19 protein-coding genes are annotated in these 19,785 nt (G+C 71.4%); 9 read left to right on the top strand and 10 right to left on the bottom strand.

Annotated features, from left to right (window positions below; genetic code table 11):
- Positions 1 to 48: 48 nt before the first annotated feature.
- Complete coding sequence (locus ACFYNU_RS34055) at positions 49 to 1,956, bottom strand: RICIN domain-containing protein (RefSeq protein ID WP_356589025.1); 1,908 nt, start codon at positions 1,954 to 1,956, stop codon at positions 49 to 51.
- A gap of 205 nt (positions 1,957 to 2,161) precedes the next feature.
- On the opposite strand from ACFYNU_RS34055, the gene ACFYNU_RS34050 reads away from it, so the two are divergent.
- The gene (locus tag ACFYNU_RS34050; protein ID WP_388768310.1) at positions 2,162 to 2,818 is read left to right on the top strand and encodes a TetR family transcriptional regulator C-terminal domain-containing protein; all 657 of its coding nucleotides are present in this window, start codon (positions 2,162 to 2,164) and stop codon (positions 2,816 to 2,818) included.
- Positions 2,819 to 2,838: 20 nt separating this feature from the next.
- Here ACFYNU_RS34050 and ACFYNU_RS34045 read toward each other — a convergent pair whose 3' ends face one another.
- Positions 2,839 to 3,408: a PadR family transcriptional regulator gene (locus ACFYNU_RS34045; protein ID WP_356589023.1), complete on the bottom strand. Its 570-nt coding sequence runs from the start codon at positions 3,406 to 3,408 to the stop codon at positions 2,839 to 2,841.
- Between the two features lie 66 nt (positions 3,409 to 3,474).
- Here ACFYNU_RS34045 and ACFYNU_RS34040 point away from each other — a divergent pair, with 66 nt between their 5' ends.
- Positions 3,475 to 4,287, top strand: coding sequence for an SGNH/GDSL hydrolase family protein (locus tag ACFYNU_RS34040; RefSeq protein WP_356589021.1), 813 nt, complete (start codon positions 3,475 to 3,477; stop codon positions 4,285 to 4,287).
- Here ACFYNU_RS34040 and ACFYNU_RS34035 read toward each other — a convergent pair.
- On the bottom strand, positions 4,226 to 4,816 hold the full coding sequence (locus tag ACFYNU_RS34035) for an XRE family transcriptional regulator (RefSeq protein ID WP_356589019.1): 591 nt from the start codon (positions 4,814 to 4,816) through the stop codon (positions 4,226 to 4,228). The two genes, ACFYNU_RS34040 and ACFYNU_RS34035, sit on opposite strands and share 62 nt — an antisense overlap.
- A gap of 98 nt (positions 4,817 to 4,914) precedes the next feature.
- Here ACFYNU_RS34035 and ACFYNU_RS34030 point away from each other — a divergent pair, with 98 nt between their 5' ends.
- A complete protein-coding gene (locus ACFYNU_RS34030; RefSeq protein ID WP_356589017.1) occupies positions 4,915 to 5,895 on the top strand; it encodes an NAD(P)/FAD-dependent oxidoreductase in 981 nt (326 codons plus the stop codon).
- Positions 5,892 to 6,686 (top strand): class I SAM-dependent methyltransferase, encoded by a 795-nt coding sequence (locus ACFYNU_RS34025; protein WP_356589015.1) that lies wholly within the window; start codon positions 5,892 to 5,894, stop codon positions 6,684 to 6,686. The genes ACFYNU_RS34030 and ACFYNU_RS34025 overlap by 4 nt, the downstream gene beginning before the upstream one ends.
- A 34-nt stretch (positions 6,687 to 6,720) precedes the next feature.
- Here ACFYNU_RS34025 and ACFYNU_RS34020 read toward each other — a convergent pair whose 3' ends face one another.
- Both ACFYNU_RS34020 and ACFYNU_RS34015 read right to left on the bottom strand, forming a co-directional pair.
- A complete protein-coding gene (locus tag ACFYNU_RS34020) occupies positions 6,721 to 7,368 on the bottom strand; it encodes an HAD-IA family hydrolase (RefSeq protein WP_356589013.1) in 648 nt (215 codons plus the stop codon).
- The gene (locus ACFYNU_RS34015; protein ID WP_356589011.1) at positions 7,365 to 8,264 is read right to left on the bottom strand and encodes a LysR substrate-binding domain-containing protein; all 900 of its coding nucleotides are present in this window, start codon (positions 8,262 to 8,264) and stop codon (positions 7,365 to 7,367) included. Before ACFYNU_RS34015 ends, ACFYNU_RS34020 begins: the two co-directional genes overlap by 4 nt.
- A gap of 90 nt (positions 8,265 to 8,354) precedes the next feature.
- Here ACFYNU_RS34015 and ACFYNU_RS34010 point away from each other — a divergent pair, with 90 nt between their 5' ends.
- The 3 genes from ACFYNU_RS34010 to ACFYNU_RS34000 all read left to right on the top strand — a co-directional run bounded on the left by ACFYNU_RS34010 (position 8,355) and on the right by ACFYNU_RS34000 (position 11,127).
- Complete coding sequence (locus tag ACFYNU_RS34010) at positions 8,355 to 9,182, top strand: oxidoreductase (protein WP_356589009.1); 828 nt, start codon at positions 8,355 to 8,357, stop codon at positions 9,180 to 9,182.
- Positions 9,183 to 9,328: 146 nt separating this feature from the next.
- Complete coding sequence (locus ACFYNU_RS34005; protein ID WP_356589007.1) at positions 9,329 to 9,814, top strand: MarR family transcriptional regulator; 486 nt, start codon at positions 9,329 to 9,331, stop codon at positions 9,812 to 9,814.
- Complete coding sequence (locus ACFYNU_RS34000; RefSeq protein ID WP_356589005.1) at positions 9,811 to 11,127, top strand: MFS transporter; 1,317 nt, start codon at positions 9,811 to 9,813, stop codon at positions 11,125 to 11,127. The genes ACFYNU_RS34005 and ACFYNU_RS34000 overlap by 4 nt, the downstream gene beginning before the upstream one ends.
- A 20-nt stretch (positions 11,128 to 11,147) precedes the next feature.
- Here the strand turns inward: ACFYNU_RS34000 and ACFYNU_RS33995 are convergent, their stop codons facing one another.
- The 4 genes from ACFYNU_RS33995 to ACFYNU_RS33980 form a co-directional block, all read right to left on the bottom strand.
- Complete coding sequence (locus ACFYNU_RS33995; RefSeq protein ID WP_356589003.1) at positions 11,148 to 12,572, bottom strand: GH1 family beta-glucosidase; 1,425 nt, start codon at positions 12,570 to 12,572, stop codon at positions 11,148 to 11,150.
- A gap of 83 nt (positions 12,573 to 12,655) precedes the next feature.
- Positions 12,656 to 13,585, bottom strand: coding sequence for a carbohydrate ABC transporter permease (locus ACFYNU_RS33990; RefSeq protein WP_356589001.1), 930 nt, complete (start codon positions 13,583 to 13,585; stop codon positions 12,656 to 12,658).
- Positions 13,586 to 13,603: 18 nt separating this feature from the next.
- Positions 13,604 to 14,692, bottom strand: coding sequence for a sugar ABC transporter permease (locus ACFYNU_RS33985; protein WP_356588999.1), 1,089 nt, complete (start codon positions 14,690 to 14,692; stop codon positions 13,604 to 13,606).
- A 175-nt stretch (positions 14,693 to 14,867) separates the two neighbouring features.
- Positions 14,868 to 16,211 carry an extracellular solute-binding protein gene (locus ACFYNU_RS33980; RefSeq protein WP_356588997.1) on the bottom strand — a complete coding sequence of 448 codons (1,344 nt, stop codon included), beginning with the start codon at positions 16,209 to 16,211 and terminating at the stop codon, positions 14,868 to 14,870.
- A gap of 271 nt (positions 16,212 to 16,482) precedes the next feature.
- Here ACFYNU_RS33980 and ACFYNU_RS33975 point away from each other — a divergent pair, with 271 nt between their 5' ends.
- Entirely contained in the window at positions 16,483 to 17,511 is a 1,029-nt protein-coding gene (locus ACFYNU_RS33975; protein ID WP_356588995.1) for a LacI family DNA-binding transcriptional regulator, read from the top strand.
- 116 nt (positions 17,512 to 17,627) lie between these two features.
- Positions 17,628 to 18,467 (top strand): alpha/beta hydrolase, encoded by an 840-nt coding sequence (locus ACFYNU_RS33970; protein WP_356588993.1) that lies wholly within the window; start codon positions 17,628 to 17,630, stop codon positions 18,465 to 18,467.
- A 58-nt stretch (positions 18,468 to 18,525) separates the two neighbouring features.
- Here ACFYNU_RS33970 and ACFYNU_RS33965 read toward each other — a convergent pair whose 3' ends face one another.
- Positions 18,526 to 19,626 carry a medium chain dehydrogenase/reductase family protein gene (locus ACFYNU_RS33965; RefSeq protein WP_356588991.1) on the bottom strand — a complete coding sequence of 367 codons (1,101 nt, stop codon included), beginning with the start codon at positions 19,624 to 19,626 and terminating at the stop codon, positions 18,526 to 18,528.
- Positions 19,627 to 19,785: the final 159 nt, after the last annotated feature.

Below are 19,785 nucleotides of genomic sequence, written 5' to 3'. Positions count from 1 at the left end.
GTACGAGCCGGTGAGCCCCGTGTCGGGCTCACCGGCTCCCGCCCATGGCTACTGCGCGACCAGCCGGAAGGTCTGACTCGCCGCTTCGGTGCAGGGCTGCTGTGTGAGCGTGGCCCCGTTCGCCGTACCGCCGCTCACCGTCAGGCACTTGTTGCTGTGTCTGGCGGCGAACCGGTAGCGGTCGGTGGTCCCGATCCGCTGCGCCTGCCACTGCTGGTTGGTGGCGCCGGTGTAGCTCCACAGATGCGCGCGGGCCCCGTCGGCGGTGGCGCCCACTCCCCCGTCGACGTCCCACACCTTGCCGGCGTGCCGGTTGACGACCTGGTGGTAGCCGTTGCTGGTGGGTCTGAACTGCCAGGTCTGGTTGTTCGCCGCGGGGACGGAGCAGGCCCACTGCTGAAGGCCGGTGCCGTCCGCCGTGCCCCAACCGGTCGCGTCGAGGCACGCGTTGCTGCCGCTGTTGACGACCTGGTACCACTTCGCCGGGTCGATGGAGCCGTCGCCCGGGTTGCCGGTGTCGGCCCCGGTCCATACGAGGGTGGCGACGGCGCCCGCCGGCAGCGTGTACGTGGCGGACCGTCCGGCGTCCGTGATCGAGAAGGTCCGGGCCGCGCCCGCGCCGTTGACGACGTACGCCGCCTTGCTGCCGTCCGGGTTGTGCCAGACGACGTTCTGCACACCGCCCGCGCCCTGGCTGGTGGAGCCGATGCGGGTGGCGCCGGGCTTGACGAACTTGGTGAGATGACCGAGGACGTAGTACTCGGCGTTGCGGGTGACCGTGCTGCCGTTGATCTCGACCACGCCGTTGCAGCGGGTGGTGCAGTGGCCCTGGTGGGGGCCGCCGTTCTGGTTCAGTGCGAGGTTCCACATGATCGTGGTCTCGCCGCCGTTGCGCATGTTGGCCACGACGAGGTTCTCCGCGTGCCACTTCAGCGTGTCGGCGAAGGTGCTCGCCGGGTTGTCGCTGTCGGTGCCCGAGCACTCGGTGAAGAAGACGCGCTTGCCGGCCTGTCTGATCTGCGACTGGCTGGTGGGCTGCCCGCCGTAGCAGTGGAACGCCGCGCCGATCACCCGGTTCATGCCCGGCGTCTCGGAGAAGACCTGGAGCGGGTAGTTGGGGTGGTCCCAGTTGTGGTCGTACGCGAGGAGGTTGGTCGGCAGGTTCGCCGCCGTCAGGGTGCGGTCGAGCACCTTGAAGAAGGCCGCCTGCTCGGAGGCGGTCATGCTCATGGAGGGGTAACTCGTGGCGAACTCGGGCTCGTTCTGCACCGTGAGGTCGGTGAGCTTCAGGCCCTGCTGCTGGTATCCCTGGATCGCCTTCACCAGATAGTCGGCGTAGTTCTGGTAGCGGTCGGTGCGCAGACTGCCGCCGTTGAGGCTGTTGTTGGTCTTCATCCACGCGGGCGGTGTCCAGGGGCTGCCCATGAAGCGGATGCCGGGGTTGATCGACACGGCCTGCTTGAGGACGGGGATGATCGCCTCGTGGTCGCGGCCGAGGTTGAAGTCGCCCTGGTTGTCCTCGTAGGTGTAGGCGGCGCCCTGGTTGAAGTCGGTGCCGCCGAGCGGCTGGCGCAGGTAGTTGATGCCGATGCCGTCGCCCTGCGCGGAGAAGAGCGAGGTCATCAGGGCGTTCTTCTGGGCCGCCGGAAGCTGGTTGATCAGATGTCCGGCCGCGCCGGTGACCGAGGCACCCGCGCCGGTGAACTGCTGTTCGCGCTGGGCCGCGTTGACGTTGATGTCGATGGCCTGGGGCGTGGAGTTGAAGGTGATCTGGCCGTCCGATGCCAGCTTGCGGCTCCCGTCGGCCGTGGAGATCCACACCTGCGCGGTGGGATCGGCGGCCTGCGCGGTGCCGGACGACGTGAGTCCGAGGGTGCCGCCCAGCGTGAGCACGCTGAGGGCGACGACGGCTTTACGAACGACGGTTCGGTGCAGGGTGTGCGGGGCTCTTCGCATACGTGGGGGCTCCTGCCGGTTCGTGTGGGAGACGAATCGCCTGCGGCTCGGGGCGTCCCGCGCCGTGGCCGGGTGGCGCGTCGGCGACATGAAAGCACGCTTACTAAGTACTTAGTAAGTAGTCGTGCCGAACTTGTTCCGGAAGACAAGTCCCTTGGGGCGCGCGGGCCGTGGGCATGATCCGTGGCGCCGTAGACTGCGCCCGGTGAGTAACAGACGAGCGGGGGAACGGGGCGGCGCGGCGGCCGGGCCTGCCCAGCCGCGTACGCCACGCAGTCCGGGGGCGCGGCAGCGGCGCGAGGAGATCCTGCGGATCGCGATGGAGACGTTCGCCGCCCGCGGCTACAACAACGCGTCGCTGGCGGAGATCGCGGATCGCGCGGGCCTCACACAGGCGGGCGTGCTGCACTACTTCCGGTCCAAGGAACTGCTGCTCACGAGCGTGCTCGAACTGCGGGACCAGACCGACATAGAACAGCTCGGCCCCGACCGTCCCCGTGGTCTGGCCTTCCTGCGCCATCTGATCGACACCTCGCGCCGCAACGCCGGGCGGGAGGGGATCGTACGGCTCTACGCGGTGCTCTCGGCGGAGAGCGTCACCGACAGCCACCCCGCGCAGGAGTACTTCCGCAACCGGTACACCGGGCTGCGGGCCTTCGTGGTCGACGCGCTGCGTGAGGCGGCCGAACTGGGCGAGGCGCGCGAGGACCTGGACGTCGAGAACGTGGCGAACGCGATCATCGCGGTGATGGACGGACTCCAGGTGCAGTGGCTGCTGTCGCCGGAGTCGGTGGACATGGCCGCGTCGACGGAGCGAGTGGTGCTGTCGCTGCTGGCGTCGATCGCGCCGGCGAAGGACTGATCGGCCGGACCCGTCCGACGTCAGGCGGTGCGCGCCGCCCGCCGCTTGGCCCGGATCAGCCCGGCCGCCCACTCGCACCACCGCTCCGTCTCGGCCTCGTACCGGATGCCGCGCCGGCAGGTGAGATACGGCCCGAGGTGGCCCGTGGTGCGTACGAACTCCTCCTCGTCGCGGCCGGACAGGATCGAGGCCTCCGTCCGGCGCAGCGCGGCCAGTTTCCGCCGGGCCTCCTCCGCGCGGCGTCCGAGATGCGCGAGCAGCGCGTCCGGTTCGACCACGTCGGCGCACTGCACCGCCACGGTCAGCTCGTCGCGCGGATTCGTCGGCCGCAGCGGCCCGGCGGCGAAGTCGACCAGCGCCTGCGTACCCGTGTCGGTCAGTGCGTACAGGCGTTTCGTCGGCCGTGACTCCTGCACCACTTCGGTGGCCCGGACGAGCCCTTCGGTGTGCAGCCGGGTGAGCTCCGCGTAGAGCTGCTGGGGGCGGGAGTGCCAGAAGTTGGCCACCCCGACGTCGAAGCGCTTGGTGAGTTCGTAGCCACTGGCCTCGCCCTGGATCAGGGCGGCCAGGACGGCGTGCCGCAGAGACATGGGCGTCAGCCTATCCAGGTCGTCGGGGGCTGCCAGGAGCGCTTGTAGTCATCTACATTATTAGTCATGAATATGAGTATGGAGACGGGCGGTCTGGTCGCCGTCGGCGACAGTGTGAGCGAGGGTGTCGGCGACCCCGGCCGGGGCGGCGCGCTGCGGGGCTGGATCCACTATCTGACGATGGAGGCGGAGACGGAGACGGATCCCGCCGGGCGGTCCGGGCTGGAGCTCGTCGCGAATCTGGCGCGCAGCGGCGCCACGGTCGCGGCGCTGCGCCGCGATCAGCTGGAGCGTGCCGTCGCCCTGGCGCCCGCGTACGTTACGTGTGTGATCGGAGTGAACGACGTGATCGCCGGCCGTTTCGACGTGGCGCGCTTCGAGGAGGACTACGCCCATGTCGTCGCCGCGCTGAGCGGCGCGGCGGGCGTCGGTGTCCTGACGATGACGCTGCACGACGTCGGGGCCGCGCTGCCCCTGCCGCGTGCGCGGCGGGCGGAGTTGCGGCGCCGGATCGCCGAGGCGAACGAGGTGATCGAGCGGGTGTCGCGGCGCCACGGCGCGTGGCTGATCGACGCGTGTACGGCGGGCCGCCCGGAGCGGGCCGGAATCGTCTGCGTGGACCGGCTGCACCCGAACCGCCGGGGGCACCGCTATCTCGCGGCGCTCGCCGGCGATGTCCTTCGCGCGGGCGGCGCCGCACCGGCGGTGGCGACGGCGCTTCCCGCCGCCGATCCGCCGCTCGACCGGATCGCGTCCGGGGCGCGGCACGCGCTGTGGGTCGGCAAACACCTGGTGAGACCCCTGGCCGGGGCGGTGTTCACTTCTCGGCGGGCCGCGCGCGTACGTGCATCTTCTCCCCCTGCCGGCCGAAGATCGTGAGGAATTCCACCGCTTCCGTGCCCGCCCTCGCCCACCCGTGCGGGGTGCGCGTGTCGAACTCGGCGGCCTCGCCCGCGCCCAGCACCAGATCGTGCTCGCCGAGGCGCAGCCGGAGCCGGCCGGCCAGGATGTAGAGCCATTCGTAGCCCTCGTGCGTGCGCTGTTCCAGTTCGCCGGTCTGCTGCGGGCCCGCCGGCACGATCTGCTTGTACGCCTGGAGCCCGCCGAGATGGCGGGTCAGCGGTACGAAGGTCATGCCGTAGCGCGAGAAGGACCGCAGATGGACGCGGGGGTCGCCGGTCGGCGGCGCGTCCACCAGTTCGTCGAGCTGCACGCCGTACGCCTTGGCGAGCGGAAGGAGCAGTTCCAGGGTCGGTTTGCGTCCGCCGGACTCCAGGCGGGACAGCGTGCTCACCGAGATCCCGGTCGACTCGCTCAGCAGGGCCAGGGTCGTACCGCGATCGCGGCGCAGGGCGCGCAGGCGTGGTCCCACACCGTTGAGGACGGTCGTGAAGTCGTCGTCAGCCATGGGTCCATTTGCCACCTCGGCAAGTATTTTTGTCAACCGCGCGGCAGGGACGCACCATCTCCAGCAGATCCAGAAGGCACAAGTTGGAGGTGCTTCCCATGAAGACACAGAAGGTCGACTTCGATGTCGTGGTGATCGGCGGCGGAGCGGCCGGGCTGAGCGGGGCGCTGGCCCTCGCGCGGGCGCGCCGCTCGGTGCTGGTGGTCGACGCGGGCGAGCCGCGCAACGCACCGGCGGCCCATGTCCACAACTACCTGGGCCGTGAGGGTGTCGCGCCCGGCGAACTGCTCGCCGTGGGACGCGAGGAAGTGGCGGGCTACGGGGGCGAGTTCATGGCCGGCCGGGTGGCGACGGTCAAGGGTTCGACGGCCGACGGGTTCCGCGTCGTACTGGAAGAGGGCTCGGCCGCGGCCGAGGTTACGGCGAGAAGGCTGCTGGTGACCACGGGCCTCGTCGACGAACTGCCGCCCGTTCCCGGTGTCGCCGAGCGCTTCGGGCGTGAGGTGCTGCACTGCCCGTACTGCCACGGCTGGGAGGTACGCGACACGCCCATCGGCATTCTGGCGACCGGGCCACTCTCGGTGCACCAGGCACAGATGTGGCGGCAGTGGAGCGATGACATCACGCTGTTCCGGCACACCGCGCCCGACTTCGACGACGAGGCGTACGAGCAACTGGCCGCGCGTGACATCGCCGTCGTGGACGGGGAGGTCACCGCCCTGGAGGTGACGGACGACCGGCTGACCGGCGCCACGCTGGCCGGCGGCCGGGTGGTCCCGGTGCGCGCGATGGTGGTCGCGCCGCTGTTCACGGCGCGCGGGGGCCTCCTCGCGGACCTGGGGGCGGCTGCCGTCGACCGGGAGATGGCCGGCCAGGTGGTCGGCAGCCACATCCCCACCGACCCGGCCGGCGCGACATCCGTACCGGGGGTGTGGGCGGCGGGCAACGTCGCCGATCCGACGGAGACCGTGATCGGCTCGGCGGCGGCGGGGCTGCGGGCGGGAGCCGCGATCAACGCGGACCTGACCGCCGAGGACACGCGGCGCGCGGTCGCGGCGAGGCGGGGGAACGCGGCGTGATCGGCGTGATCGGCACGGACAGCACGAACGGCACGAACGGCACACAGGATCAACTCGGCGAAGGAGAAACGGCGATGAGCCACGGCCACACCTCGACGGACAACGGGACCGGCGCGACCGGCACGACGGACCCGACCGAAGCGAACGGCGGCGGTGGTGGTGGTGGTACGAACGAGGAGTTCTGGGACTCGCGTTACGGCGAGAGCGACCGCGTCTGGAGCGGCAACCCGAACACCGTCCTCGTCCGCGAGATCACCGGTCTCACGCCCGGCCGGGCGCTGGACCTGGGATGCGGCGAAGGGGCCGACGCGATCTGGCTCGCCACCCGGGGCTGGCAGGTCACCGCCAGCGACATCTCCGGAGTGGCCCTCGCCAAGGGGCGGCGGCACGCGGCCGAGGCGCCCGACGGCGTCGCGAGCCGTATCGACTGGCAGCGGCACGACCTGGGGGTCTCCTTCCCGGCCGGCACGTTCGATCTGGTCTCCACGCACTTCCTGCACACACCGGGCGACATGCCGCGCGAGGAGATCCTGCGGACCGCCGCGGCTGCCGTCGCACCGGGCGGGGTGCTCCTGATCGTCGGACACGCGGGGCTGCCGTCCTGGGAACCGCGCCCTCACCCCGAGGTGCACCTCCCCACGCCGGACGAGGTGGTCGAATCGCTCCAACTGCCCGACGGGGAGTGGGAGGTGCTGCTCAGCGAGGAGCACGAGCGGATCCAGATACGTCCCGACGGGCAGCCGGGCACGCGTACGGACAACGCCGTGAAGGTCCGCCGCCGCGCGGTGTGACGGGCGCGGTGCCCCAGGGCACTGGGCGGGCCGGTCAGCCCGCCCAGTGTCCGAGGGCCGCCGCGAGCGCCGTCCGGAGGCCGGCGGCGTCGCGGTGGAGCACAGCGCTCATACCGAACGCGACGGCGGCGTCCACGTTCTCCCGCCGGTCGTCCACGAAGAGACAGCGGTCCGGGGAGACACCCGCCCGCTCGACGGCGATCTCGTAGATTCGCGGGTCCGGTTTGGCCACGCCCACACGGGAGCTGTTGACGACGCTGTGCGCGAGGCCGGCCAGGCCGAGTCGGTCCAGGTCCTCGTCGAGCCATCGCGTCGCGTTGGTGACGAGCACCAGCGGGCAGTGCTCCCGGACGCGCCGGAGCAGGTCCACCACGGTCCCGTCGGCACGGAAGTCCGCCGTGGTGAAGGCCAGGGCCAGGGCTTCGGCCTCGTACACCGGCACGCGCGGCAGGAGCCCCCGGACGATCGAGTCCGCCCACTGTTCGCGGGTGATCCGCCCGAGCAGCAGGGGCAGGTCGTTCTCCGGGGCGTATCCGACGGATGCCGTGGTGCCCTCGGGCAGTCCCGCCGCCCGTTCCAGCCGTGTCACCTCGGACATGTCGTAGAAACGGATGACGCCGTCGAGGTCGCAGAGCACGGCGTCGAAGGGCGGCGGCCGAACACCGCGTGGGTTCGCCGTCACGCGGTGCGCGCGTGCGTCGAGCGTGCCGCCTCCACGTACGCGCGTACGAGCGGGCGGTTGTCGTCCGCCCGCCAGGCCAGGGCGAGTTGGGCGGGCGGGAGACCGGTGACCGGTCGGGTGACGACGCCCGCGCGGGCCACCAGCGGCGCGTTCCCGCTGGCGACCAGACAGACGCCGAGCCCGTCCACCAGGGCTTCGTACGTCTCGTCGGGGCTCGCGATCTCGGCGCCGATCACCGGCGGCCGGCCGTCCCGGGCGTCGACGGCGAGCCAGTGGTCGCGCAGTGGCCCGGCGCTCTCGGGCAGCGCGAGGAACGGCTCGTCCAGCAGATCCCCGAGGTCGACGGTCCCGCGCTCCGCGAGGCGATGCGACTCGGCCATCGCCACCAGCCGGGGCTCCTCGGCCATCACGAGCCAGCGGTAGCGGGCGGCGTCGGGCAGCGGCAGCCAGACGAACGCCACGTCGCTCGCGCCGTCGGCCAGTCCGGCCGTCGTGTCGGACCAGTTGACCTGATGGAGCGTCAGCGTGGTGGCCGGGTGGGTCGCGGTGAAGCGTGACCTGATCGCGGGCAGCATGCCGCCCCGGCCCGGACTGGTGCTCATCCCGACGGCCAGTGTCGCCCGCTGTGCGGCCTTCGCCTCCTCGAACGCGACGAGGCCCGTGTCCCAGTCGGCCAGTACGCGCCGGGCGTGCGGCAGGAGCGCCGCGCCCGCGCTCGTGAGCCGTACGCCGTGCCGGTCGCGGTCGAACAGCGGCGCGCCGAGTGTCCGCTCCAGCATCCGGAGCTGCTTGCTGAGGGCGGGCTGCGAGACGAAGAGGCGCTCGGCGGCGCGTGTGAAGTGAAGCTCCTCCGCCACGGCGACGAAGTAGCGGAGATCCCGGCCGTGCACGTCCATAACCAATGGTTATCACGGAGGGTCTTGGACCCGCGAGGGGATCCGGGCGCAGGGTCGTACGTAGAGGCACGACCGACGAAGGAGCACGGCATGAGCAGGGTATGGCTGGTCACCGGCGCGAACAGCGGCTTCGGCCGGGCGATCACCGAAGCGGCGGTGGCCGTCGGGGACACGGTCGTCGCGACGGCCCGTCGTACGGAGACGCTGGACGATCTGGTCGCGCGCCACCCGGACCAGGTGGAGGCGGCCCGGCTGGACGTGACGGACACGGCGCGGATCGACACGGTGGTGGCGGACGTGGCCGCCCGGCACGGCCGGATCGACGTCCTCGTCAACAACGCGGGCCGGACGCATGTCGGCGCCCTGGAGGAGACGACGGACGCGGAGCTGCGGTCGCTGTTCGAGGTGCATGTGTTCGGCCCGGCGGCGCTGACCCGTGCCGTACTCCCGCATATGCGCGCCCGCCGCTCGGGGGCGATCGTGCAGCTCAGCAGCATGGGCGGACAGATGTCCTTCGCGGGGTTCGCGGCCTACAGCGCCACGAAGTTCGCCCTGGAGGGCATGTCCGAGGCGCTGGCCGCCGAGGTCGCGCCGCTGGGCATCAAGGTGCTGGTGGTGGAGCCGGGGGCGTTCCGTACGGGGCTGTTCGGCAGCAAGAGCCTGAGCACGGAGATCGAGGCGTACGCGGACACGGTGGGCCTGACGCGCCGTATGGCGGAGACGGTGGGCGGTACGCAGCCGGGCGACCCGGCCAAGGCCGCGGCGGCGATCCTCACGGCACTGGCCGCCGGGAGGACACCGCTGCGACTGCCCCTGGGCCCGGACGCGGTGGACGCGGTGACGGGCCATCTCGACGCCGTACGCGCGGAGATCGCGGCGTGGGAGGAGGTGGCCCGGGACACCGGGTTCGACAACTGACCCTGTATGGAGGCTGCTCAGAGCTTCCGGCTGATGGGCCGGCGCAGCGCGGAGTCCGCCGACGCGATCCCGGACTGACCGGCGACGACGAGCACCCGCCCGGATAATCACCGCGCGGATTATCACCGCGCTGTTATATTAGCGCTGTGACATCTTCCGACCCCACCGCGCTGCCCGACCCCTGGCAGCCGCTGCACACCCTGCTGGCCGCCATGGACGCCGAGATCGAGCAGGTCTACGTCTCCCGCGGCATCGAGGGCGTGCGGCCCCGGTTCGCCTATCCGTTGATCCGGCTCGCGCACAGCGGGCCGCTCACCATCCGCGAACTCGCCGAGTCCCTGAACCGCTCCCACTCCGCCCTCAGCCAGACCCTCACCGCCATGCGCAAGGAGGGGCTGATCACCTCCGAACCGGGGCCCGACGCCCGTACCCGGCGGATCGACCTGACGGAGCGCGGGCGGTCGCTCGTACCGTTCCTGGAAGCCGAGTGGCGCGCCACCCACGCGACGGTCGCCGAGCTGGACGCCGAGATCCCGTACGCGCTGACCGCCGTGGTCGAGGAGCTGCGGCAGGCCCTCGATCGGCGGTCGATGCGGCAGCGGATCCTCGATCATCTGGTCGAGCCCCGGTGAAGGGGCGCGGAGGATTCCTGGACACCCGGCCGCTGCGCGGCAGCCGGCCGTTCCGGGACCTGTGGATCGGGTCGCTGGCCTCCCAACTCGGCGGCCAGATAGCCATGGTGGCGGTGCTGGCACAGGTCTGGGAGCTGACCGGCAGCCCGGTCGGCACCGGTGCGATCGGGCTGGTCACCGGTGTGGCCACGCTGCTGTTCGGGCTGCTCGGCGGGACGTTGGCGGACGCCGTCGACCGCCGCACGGTCGTACGGGTCGCCACCGGGGGCCAGTTGCTGGCCGCGGCGGGGCTCTGCGCCCAGTCGCTGGCGGGCAACCGGAACGTCGTGCTGCTGCTGGCCCTCGTCGCCACGGGGGCGGCGTGCGGCGCGCTCGGCGCGCCCGCCCGGCGGACCTTCCCGGTCCGGCTGCTGCCGCCCGACCAGGTCGCGGCCGGGCTCGCGCTGAGCAACATCTCCTTCCAGGCGGCGATGCTGGCGGGCCCCGCGCTGGCCGGACTGGTCATCGCCCGCTGGGACTTCCCCGCCGCGTACGCCGCGCAGGCCGTGGCCGTCGCGATCTCGATGGTCTCGGTGATCCGGCTCCCGTCCATGCGCCCCGAGCGCACCGGCGCAGCGGGCGGCAGGCGCGGGGCGCAGCGCGGCGGCTGGCGGATCGTGCTGCGACGCCCCACGCTGTGGGGGGCGATGGCCACCGATCTGGCCGCGACGCTGCTCGCCATGCCGGTCTCGCTGTTCCCGCTGGTCAACGAGGCCCGTTTCGGGGGCGATCCGCGGACCCTCGGTCTCTTCCTCTCCGCCGTCGCGGTCGGCGGGATCATGGCCGGCCTGCTCTCCGGCACGGTGACACGGCGGCGCGGCGCCGGCCTCGTGCAGCTGGTCGCCGCCGGCGTCTGGGGCCTGTCGCTGGCCGGGTTCGGTCTGGCCGGGCCGCTGTGGCTGGCGCTCGGCTGTCTGGCCGTGGCCGGGGCCGCCGACACGGTGTCGGTGATCACCCGCAGCGCACTGGTCCAGTTGGAGACCCCGGACGCGTACCGGGGGCGGGTCTCCTCCGTGGAGCATGTCATCGGCGTCGCGGGTCCGGAACTCGGCAACTTCCGTGGCGGGCTGGTCGCTTCGGCGACCTCCGCCCCCTTCTCGCTGGTCTCCGGGGGCCTGGCCGCCACGGTGGTGATCGCCGTCGTGGCGGCGGTCAACGGCCCCCTCCGCGCCTACCGCACACCGTCCCCCGTGCCGCCGGCGCCGGCTGTGTCACCGGTGCCGGCCACCACGGAGACGGCCACCATCGAGAAGACCACCACCCTGCCGTCGTGAACCCCGCCGCCGGGCGGCTGCTACCGCCCGGCGGGGACGTCCAGACTGCCGCTGCGCGTCAGCTTGGCGTACCAGTGCGCGCTGGCCTTGGGGATACGCCGCTGGGTGGCGTAGTCGACGTACACCGCGCCGAAGCGCCTGCTGTAGCCGTAGCCCCACTCGTAGTTGTCGAGCAGCGACCACAGGAAGTAACCGCGCACGTCGGCCCCCGACTCGATCGCGCGGTGCACGGCGGCGAGATGGCCGCGCAGATAGTCGATCCGCTCCGGGTCGTGGACCTCGCCGTCGGGGTTGGCGTAGTCGTCGAACGCCGCGCCGTTCTCGGTGATCATCAGCGGCAGTCCCGGGTGGTCCCGGTGCACCCGCGTCAGCAGCTCGTACAGGCCCTGCGGATCGACCGTCCAGCCCATCGCCGTCCGGGGGCCCGGCGTCTGGTGGAAGGCGACCTGGTCGGCGGCCGGCCAGGGGCTGTGGTCGCTCACGCCGTGGCCGTCCGAACCGTGGGCGGGCGGCCCGTCATGGTGCGAGACGAGCGTCGGCGAGTAGTAGTTGACGCCCAGGAAGTCCAGCGGGCGGTTGATGAGCGCCAGGTCGCCGTCCCGTACGAAGGACCAGTCGGTGAGCGAGGAGGTGTCGGCCATGACGTCCTCGGGGTACGCGCCGTCCAGCATCGGTCCGGTGAAGACGCGGTTGGCGAGCCCGTCGATCCGGCGGACCGCGTCGTGGTCCGCCGCGCTGTCGGTCAGGGGCCGTACCTGGTGGAGGTTGAGCGTGACGGACAGCCGCGCGTCCGCCGGGAGCCGCTCGCGCAGCGCCTGGACGGCGAGTCCGTGGCCGAGGTTGAGATGGTGGGCGGCGCGCAGGGCGTCGACGGGGTCGGTACGGCCGGGGGCGTGCACCCCGGAGCCGTAGCCCAGGAACGCGCTGCACCAGGGCTCGTTGAGCGTGGTCCATGTCTTGACGCGGTCGCCGAGCGCGTCGGCGACGAGCCCCGCGTACTCGGCGAAGTGCTCCGCCGTGCGGCGCTCGGGCCAGCCGCCCGCCTCCTCCAGCTGCTGCGGAAGGTCCCAGTGGTAGAGGGTGACGACCGGTTCGATGCCCTTGGCGAGCAGGTCGTCGGTGAGGCGGCGGTAGAAGTCGAGCCCTTCCTGGGAGACGGGGCCGCTGCCGGTGGGCCGCACCCGCGGCCAGGACACGGAGAAGCGGTAGGCGCCGACGCCGAGGTCGGACAGGAGGGCGGTGTCCTCGCGCCAGCGGTGGTAGTGGTCGGCGGCGATGTCGCCGGTGTCGCCGTTGCGGACCTTGCCGGGGGTGCGGGAGTAGACGTCCCAGATGGAGGGGGTACGGCCGGCCTCCTGTGCGGCGCCCTCGATCTGGTAGGCGGCCGTCGCGGTGCCCCAGAGGAACTCGGGCGGAAAGACTCGTACGGAGGGGGATGTGCTCACGCGGGTCCCTTTCAGGAGTTGAACTGTGTGCCGTGTGACGGGTGTTGACGGGGAGAGTGCGGGGCGGAGGAGGCGGTCGGCGGTCAGCCCTTGACCGCTCCCTGCATGATTCCGCCGACTATCTGGCGGCCGAAGACGATGAACATCGCCAGCAGCGGCAGGGTGCCGAGCAACGCGCCCGCCATGATCACGGACTGGTCGCGCACATAGCCCGCGCTGAGCTGGGTGAGGGCGACGGGAACCGTGGGGTTGGTCATGTCCAGCGCGATGAACGGCCAGAAGAAGTCGTTCCACGCGTGCACGAACGTGATCATGAAGAGGACGGCCATGGGCGGCCGGGCGATCGGCAGCACGATGCTCCAGAAGATACGGAGCGAGTGCGCGCCGTCCAGGCGCCCCGCCTCGATGAGTTCGTCGGGCAGCGCCTCCTTGAGGTACTGCCGCATGAAGAACACCCCGACGGCACTGACCAGTGTCGGGAAGATGACCGACGGGAGTGTCTGCCCCCAGCCCAGGTCGGCCATCATCATGAATAGGGGTACGACTCCGAGCTGCGGCGGCACCATCATCGTCCCGATGACCAGCAGCAGCAGGAGGTTGCGCCCCCGGAAGCGCAGTTTGGCGAAGGCGAAGCCGGCCAGGGTGGCGAAGAAGACCGTCGACAGCGCGATGGCGCCGGCCACGATCAGGCTGTTGAGCATCGCCTTGCCCAGCGCGGCGTCCTGCCAGGCGATCCCGAGGTTCTTCAGGAGGTTCGGACCGGGCAGGAAGGGCGGCGGGGTCTGTGCCACGCGGGTGTTGTCGGTGGAAGCGGCCACCACCGTCCAGTACAGCGGGAAGAGCGAGACGAGCGCGGCGATGCCGAGCAGGAGATAGGCGAGTGGTCCGGCGTGGTGGGTGCGGCCGGCGCCGGGGCGCAGCGCGCGGCGGATCCGGCGGCGGCCGAAGGGCGCCGCCGCTTCGGGCGCGTGGTCGCGCGCGTCCGCCCGGACGGGTGCGGTGTCGATGGTCATACGGCTGCTGCTCCCTGGTCAGGACGTGGCGGACGGCGTGGACTTGGCCTTCTTCGTGTCCCCGGTGGCCCCCGGGGGTGTGGCGGCCCGTGCCGGTCGGCGCGCCTTGACCCGCGCGAGGACGCGCTGGAGGACGAAGACGAGCACGAGGATCAGGAACATCGCCCAGGCGATCGTCGCGGCCCGGCCCATCTGGTAGTTCTTCCAGCCCTCTTCGTAGAGGAGCAGGCCCAGCGTCTGGTACTGGTTGTCGGCGCCCCCGCTGATGCCGTTCGGCCCCTGGCCGAAGATCAGCGGTTCGCCGAAGAGCTGGGTCGCGCCGATCGTGGACAGCACGATGGTGAAGACGATCGTGGCGCTGATGCCGGGGACGGTGACCTGGCGGAACTGCTGCCAGCGCGACGCGCCGTCGATGGCCGCCGCCTCGTACAGGTCCCTGGGTATCGCCTGCATCGCCGCCAGGTAGAGCAGCGCGTTGTAGCCGGTCCAGCGCCAGATGACGATGGCGGAGATGGCGAACTGGGCGGGCCATTTCTGGCTCTCCCAGTCGATGTTGTCGATCCCGAAGAAGCCCAGACCCCAGTTGATCATGCCGAAGTCGCGCTCGAAGAGCATGGTGAAGACGAGCGCGGCGGCGGCGATGGAGGTGGCGTACGGGGTGAGTACGGCGACCCGGAAGAACGTCGAGCCACGGAGCCGGTAGTTGAGGAGGTGGGCGAGGCCGAGCGCCATGAGGAGCTGCGGGACGGTGGAGATGACGCCGATGGTGAAGGTGTTGGTCAGCGCGTTCCAGAACCGGTCGTCGTCGATGAGTTCGGTGAAGTTGGCGAGGCCGCGCCACTCCATCATGTCCATGGTGGACAGCTCGACGCGGTGCAGCGAGATCCAGAAGGTGTAGATGAGCGGGTAGAGGCCGAAGGCCCCGAAGACAAGGAAGAACGGGGCGATGAAGGCGTACGGCACCGCCCGCACGTCGAGCCGGTGCAGGATGGTGCGCCGCGACTGACCGGCGGACCCGTCGCGGCCGGCGCCGTCCTTTCCGGCGGAGCCGTCCGGGGTCGGATGCGGCTGCCCGTCGGTGTGGGCTGCCGGGGTGGAGGTGGCCACGCGGGCGTCCTTCCTCGATGTCGGTGGGAGCGTTCGGCGAGATGGGGGCGTTCGGGGATGCGGTTCGGTGGACAACGGTCGAGAGGGCGGACGCGCGGCGGGCGATGGCGGGCGGGGGCGCGTCCCGGCGGCCGGGCCGGTCAGGTGACACCGGCCGCCGGGAGCGCCCCACCGGTCAGCGCGTGGCCTTCTCGATGCGCTCGTCCGTCGTCTTCCACGCCTCGTCGGCGCTCTTGCCCTGCGCCTCGATCAGCTGGAGACCGGCCGAGAAGGCGTCCTTGATCGTGCCGTCCTTGCGCCCGAGCACCTGCTTGTCCGGGATCTCCTTGGCGGCGTCACCGAAGATCCGGCCGATCGGCGCGTCGCTGAAGTACGCGGAGGTGCCGTTCGCGACGGCCGGCATGTCGAGCGCGGTCTTCGAGGACGGGAAGTTGCCGAGCTTCTCGAAGATGTACGCCTGCTGCTCGGGCGCGGTCAGCCAGGCGACGAGATCGGACGCCTCCTTCTTCACGGGGCTGTTCTCCATCACCCCGAGGAACGAGCCGCCCCAGTTGGCGCCCTTGGGTGCCTTGGCGACATCCCACTTGCCCTTGTTCGCCGGTCCCGCCTTCTCGCTGATGTGCGAGAGCATCCACGCGGGACAGACCGCCGTGGCGAACGTGCCGTTGGCCAGTCCCGGGTCCCAGCCGGGCTGGAACTGCCGCAGCTTGGCGGTCAGTCCGGACTTCGCGGCGTCGGCCGCGAGATCCCAGGCGTCCCGCACGACGGGGTTGTCCGCGTAGATCAGCTCGCCGCTCCCGTCGTAGAACTGCTGCTCCGCGCCGTAGATCATGGCGTTGAACAGACCGCTGGAGCTGTCCATGAAGGCGAGCTTCTTGTTCTTGGTCCCGCTCTTGAAGTCCCGCCCGACGTCGACGTACTTGGACCAGTCCCCCGCCCACAGCTTCTCGACCTCGGCGCGCTCGGTCGGCAGTCCCGCCTGCTCGAACAGATCCTTGCGGTAGCAGACGGCCATCGGGCCGATGTCGGTGCCGAGTCCCAGCAGCTTGCCGTCGTCCGTGCTGACCTGGTTCGACTTCCACGGCAGATAGTGGTCGAGTCCGGGCGTCTTGGACAGGTCGGCGAACCTGCCGGCCTGGGTGTCGACCAGCTCCTTGGCCCGGCCTATCTCTATGCCCTGGATGTCCTTGAGACCGCTGCCGGCGGCCAGATGGGTCTGGAGCGCCGTGTAGTACGTCTGCTCGTCGCCGGACACGTCGGCCTCGATGACGATGTCGGGGTTCTCCTCCATGTACCGGTCCAGGAGCCCCGACTCCTTGAACCCCATGACGCCGAACAGCCCCATGCTGACGACGGTCTTGCCGTCCTTGGTCTTCGCCTTGCCCGTGTCACCGCCGCCTCCGCAGCCGGCGACGAGAACGAGGGACAGACCGGCCGCCACGACGACGGCGCGGGCCGGAAAACGGGACGGACGAGCGGAGAGGGCTCTGGATCCGAAGCGATGACGGGCGATGCCCATGTGCTTCCTCCTTGCGGGGCGCGACGCGCCGGGAAATGACTCGATGAACACACCGGAGGCGGGCCCGTCATCCGGTGAACGGGAAAGTGGGAGCGCTCCCAGTCGGTTGTGGAAGACTCTGCGGAGAACGTCGCACCGTGTCAAGAGTTGAAGACGTTTCCGTTGCCCGGAGATGTCCGGCGCCGAGCGGGCCGGAGCGGCACCTCGCGGGTCAAGTGCCCTGCGCAGGCGGGTACCGGACAGCCCTGCGGGGCGGAAGTCAGGAGAATCGATGAGCAGCCCCGAACACCGAGGTCAGCGGCCAACTCTTGAAGCCGTCGCCGCGCTGGCGGGGGTGGGGCGCGGGACGGTCTCGCGGGTCGTCAACGGTGCGCCCGGCGTCAGCGCGAAGGCCCGCGCCGCGGTCGAGACGGCCATCACGCAGCTGAACTACATACCCAACCCGGCGGCCCGCAGCCTTGTCACGAGCCGGACGGACTGCGTCGCCCTGGTGATCCCCGAGTCCGAGAGCCGGCTGGCGGCGGAGCCGTACTTCTCCGCCGTGATCCGGGGCGTCAGCACGGAACTGGCCGACACCGAGATGCAGTTGCTGCTGATCCTGGTGCGCGACCGGCGCGAGCTGGACCGGCTGACGCGCTTCGCGGCGGCGCGCCGGGTGGACGGTGTACTGCTGGTGTCGATCCACGACGACGATCCGCTGCCCGGCCTGCTGGAGGAGATGCGGATGCCGACCGTCCTGGCGGGCCGGCGCTCCCCCGACGAGTCGCTGAGCCATGTCCACTCCGACAACGTCGGAGGCGCCGCGACAGCCGTACGCCATCTGATCGACGGCGGGCGCACCACGATCGCGACGATCACCGGGCCGCTCGACATGGACGTCGGCAACAGCCGGCTCCGGGGCTGGCGCGAGGCGCTGGCCGAGCGGGGCACGCCGGTGGACGAACGCCTCGTCGCGGTCTCGGACTTCACCGAGGAGGGCGGGCGTACGGCGATGCGCGAGCTGCTCGACCGCGCCCCGGGGATCGACGCCGTCTTCGCCGCGTCGGACGTGATGGCGGTGGGGGCGCTGACCGAACTGCGCGAGCGGGGGCGGCGGGTGCCCGACGACGTGGCGGTCATCGGCTTCGACGACTCGGTCATCGCCCGGCACACGACGCCGGCGCTGACCAGTGTGCGACAGCCCATCGAGGCGATCGGGCGCTCGATCACCCGGCTGCTCCTGGCGGAGATCGCCGATCCCTCGACCGCCCACCGCCAGCTCGTGCTGCCGACGACGCTGGTGGTGCGCGACTCGGCGTGAGACGGGGAGGTGCCGACGACGCTGGTGGTGCGCGATTCGGCGTGAGACGGGGCCGGTGCCGACGAGCGGGCGAAACCCGGTTGCCGCTGGTCGGCGCCCCTGACAGGGTCTGCGCGATGCCTACCTACTCAGCGCCCGACGACACACAGCTCGCCTATCACGTCTTCGGCGAGGGCCCTCCCCTGATCTGCCTGCCGGGCGGACCCATGCAATCCTCCGACTACCTCGGCGAGTTGGGCGGTCTCTCGGCGCACCGACAGCTGATCATGCTCGATCCCCGGGGCACCGGCGGGTCCGCCGTGCCCCGGGATCCGGCCTCGTACCGCTGCGACCGGCTCGTCGACGACGTCGAGGCACTGCGCGTGCGTCTCGGTCTGGAGCGGATCGATCTGCTCGCTCACTCCGGCGGGGCGAATCTGGCGGCGCTGTACGTGGGCCGGCACCCGGAACGCGTCGGCAGGCTGGCGCTGATCACACCGAGCGTGTGGGCGGTCGGCATCCCGATCCCCGGGGAGGTGCGGCGGGAGACGGTGCGAGCGCGCCGGGACGAGCCGTGGTTCCCGGCGGCGTACGCGGCGCTGGAGGCGATCACCGAGGGCCGTGCGACGGCGGACGCCTGGCAGGCCATCACGCCGTTCTCCTACGGCCGTTGGGACGAGGAGGCGCGGGCGTTCGAGGCCGCCGGGGAGGCGCAGCGCAACGACGAGGCGGCGGGTGTGTTCGGCGGGGAGGGCGCCTTCGACCCGGGTGCCACGCGTACGGCGCTCGGCCGGTTCGACGGACCGGTGCTGCTGGTCGCGGGCGAGGTCGACCCCGGGGCTCCGCCGGTCGTCGTGAAGGAGTTCGCGGGGCTGTTCCCGAACGCCGAACTCGTCGTCCAGCCCGGTGCCGGGCATTTCCCGTGGCGCGACGACCGCGACCGGTTCGTGGCGGCCACGGCGGCGTTCCTGGCCTGAGCCACCGCAGAGTGAGCGGCGGCCGGGCGGCGGCGGCGTTCCCGGCCTTGGCGGCGAGTCAGCGTCCCGCGTGCTTGATGTCGCTGCCGCCGCCCCCGTCCGCCGCGATGTCCGGGACCAGGACGACCTTTCCGGTCACCGTGCTGGATTCGGCCAGGCTCAGCGCGTCGGCGGCCCGCGACAGCGGCAGACGCGCGGCGACCTGCGGCTTGATCTCCCCGTCGGCGAGCAGGCCCAGCACCTCGGTGAGGTCGGCGGCGAGCCGCGCCTGGAAGGCGTCGCCGCGCCGCTTGCCCGCCCAGATGTTGAAGAAGTGGGCGCTCCTGCCGTTGGGCAGCGCGTTCCAGAGCTGGAGCCGGGCGATGAGCTTCAGGACGGGCAGTTTGGACGAGCCCACCGCGTCGCGGGTCGAGGCCGTGCCGTACGAGACGAGTGTCCCGCCGGGAGCGAGCAGCCGGAACGACGTGACGATCCCCTCGCCGCCGATGTGGTCGAAGACCGCGTCCACGCCGTCCGGGGCGATCTCGCGGACCGCGGCGGTGAGGTCGGGCGTGCGGTAGTCGACGGGGACGGCGCCCAGCTCCCGGACGGTCTCCTGGTGGCGGGCGGACGCCGTGCCGATGACTCGGGCGCCCGCGCGGCGGGCGAGCTGGACGAGGGTGGAGCCTACGCCGCCGTTCGCGCCGAGTACGAGCACGGTCTGGCCGGCCCGCACGCGCGCGACGCGGTGCAGCATCTGCATCGCGGTGATGCCGTTCACCACCAGGGTCTCGGCCTCGGCCGCGTCGACACCGGCGGGCACCTCGACGAGTTCGGCGGCCTGGACGAGCAGATGGCTGGCCCAGCCGCCGGTCTTGGTGAGCACGGCGAACCGGCGCCCGACGAGCGAGGCGTCTTCGCCGGTCCCGACCGCGGCGACGGTGCCCACGACGTCGTAGCCGGGGGTGAACGGGTACGGCGGCTGGTCGTAGTACTTGCCGCGCCGCATCTGCTGCTCGGCGAAGGAGACGCCGGACGCCTCCATCACCAGCAGGACTTGACCGGGTCCGGGAGCGGGTACGGGCTGCTGACGCACCTGAAGCCCGGCCGGTTCGACGACGCCCGGCAGCACGATCTCGGTCATCACCGTGCGGTCACCGGCCTCTGGCAGATCGCTCATGACGCTCAAATCCCCTCAATGTCGTTCTCGCTTCAGTTAGAAGCTATAACTGAAGTGTCAGACCGTTGCACGGCGATGTCAAGCGGGGCGGGCAGGAGGGGTGAACGCGGGGCCCGGAGCCGGGCGGGGGAAGAGGCGCGCGCCCGTGCGGACGCGCGC

The organism is Streptomyces sp. NPDC006643 (genome assembly GCF_042870175.1).
In the GTDB taxonomy this organism is placed as follows: Bacteria; Actinomycetota; Actinomycetes; order Streptomycetales; family Streptomycetaceae; genus Streptomyces.
The sequence above is the reverse complement of the archived record's forward strand: the minus strand, read 5'-3'. Positions and strand labels throughout refer to the sequence as shown.

Coding starts and splice junctions, on each gene's coding strand:
- ACFYNU_RS34035 (WP_356589019.1), bottom strand. CDS start 4,816: ATGGCTGACGACGACTTCACGACCGTCCTCAACGGTGTGGGACCACGC.
- ACFYNU_RS33980 (WP_356588997.1), bottom strand. CDS start 16,211: ATGGGCATCGCCCGTCATCGCTTCGGATCCAGAGCCCTCTCCGCTCGT.
- ACFYNU_RS34055 (WP_356589025.1), bottom strand. CDS start 1,956: ATGCGAAGAGCCCCGCACACCCTGCACCGAACCGTCGTTCGTAAAGCC.
- ACFYNU_RS34010 (WP_356589009.1), top strand. CDS start 8,355: ATGAGCAGGGTATGGCTGGTCACCGGCGCGAACAGCGGCTTCGGCCGG.
- ACFYNU_RS33970 (WP_356588993.1), top strand. CDS start 17,628: ATGCCTACCTACTCAGCGCCCGACGACACACAGCTCGCCTATCACGTC.
- ACFYNU_RS33990 (WP_356589001.1), bottom strand. CDS start 13,585: ATGACCATCGACACCGCACCCGTCCGGGCGGACGCGCGCGACCACGCG.
- ACFYNU_RS34030 (WP_356589017.1), top strand. CDS start 4,915: ATGAAGACACAGAAGGTCGACTTCGATGTCGTGGTGATCGGCGGCGGA.
- ACFYNU_RS34015 (WP_356589011.1), bottom strand. CDS start 8,264: ATGGACGTGCACGGCCGGGATCTCCGCTACTTCGTCGCCGTGGCGGAG.
- ACFYNU_RS34045 (WP_356589023.1), bottom strand. CDS start 3,408: ATGTCTCTGCGGCACGCCGTCCTGGCCGCCCTGATCCAGGGCGAGGCC.
- ACFYNU_RS34040 (WP_356589021.1), top strand. CDS start 3,475: ATGAATATGAGTATGGAGACGGGCGGTCTGGTCGCCGTCGGCGACAGT.
- ACFYNU_RS33965 (WP_356588991.1), bottom strand. CDS start 19,626: ATGAGCGATCTGCCAGAGGCCGGTGACCGCACGGTGATGACCGAGATC.
- ACFYNU_RS33975 (WP_356588995.1), top strand. CDS start 16,483: ATGAGCAGCCCCGAACACCGAGGTCAGCGGCCAACTCTTGAAGCCGTC.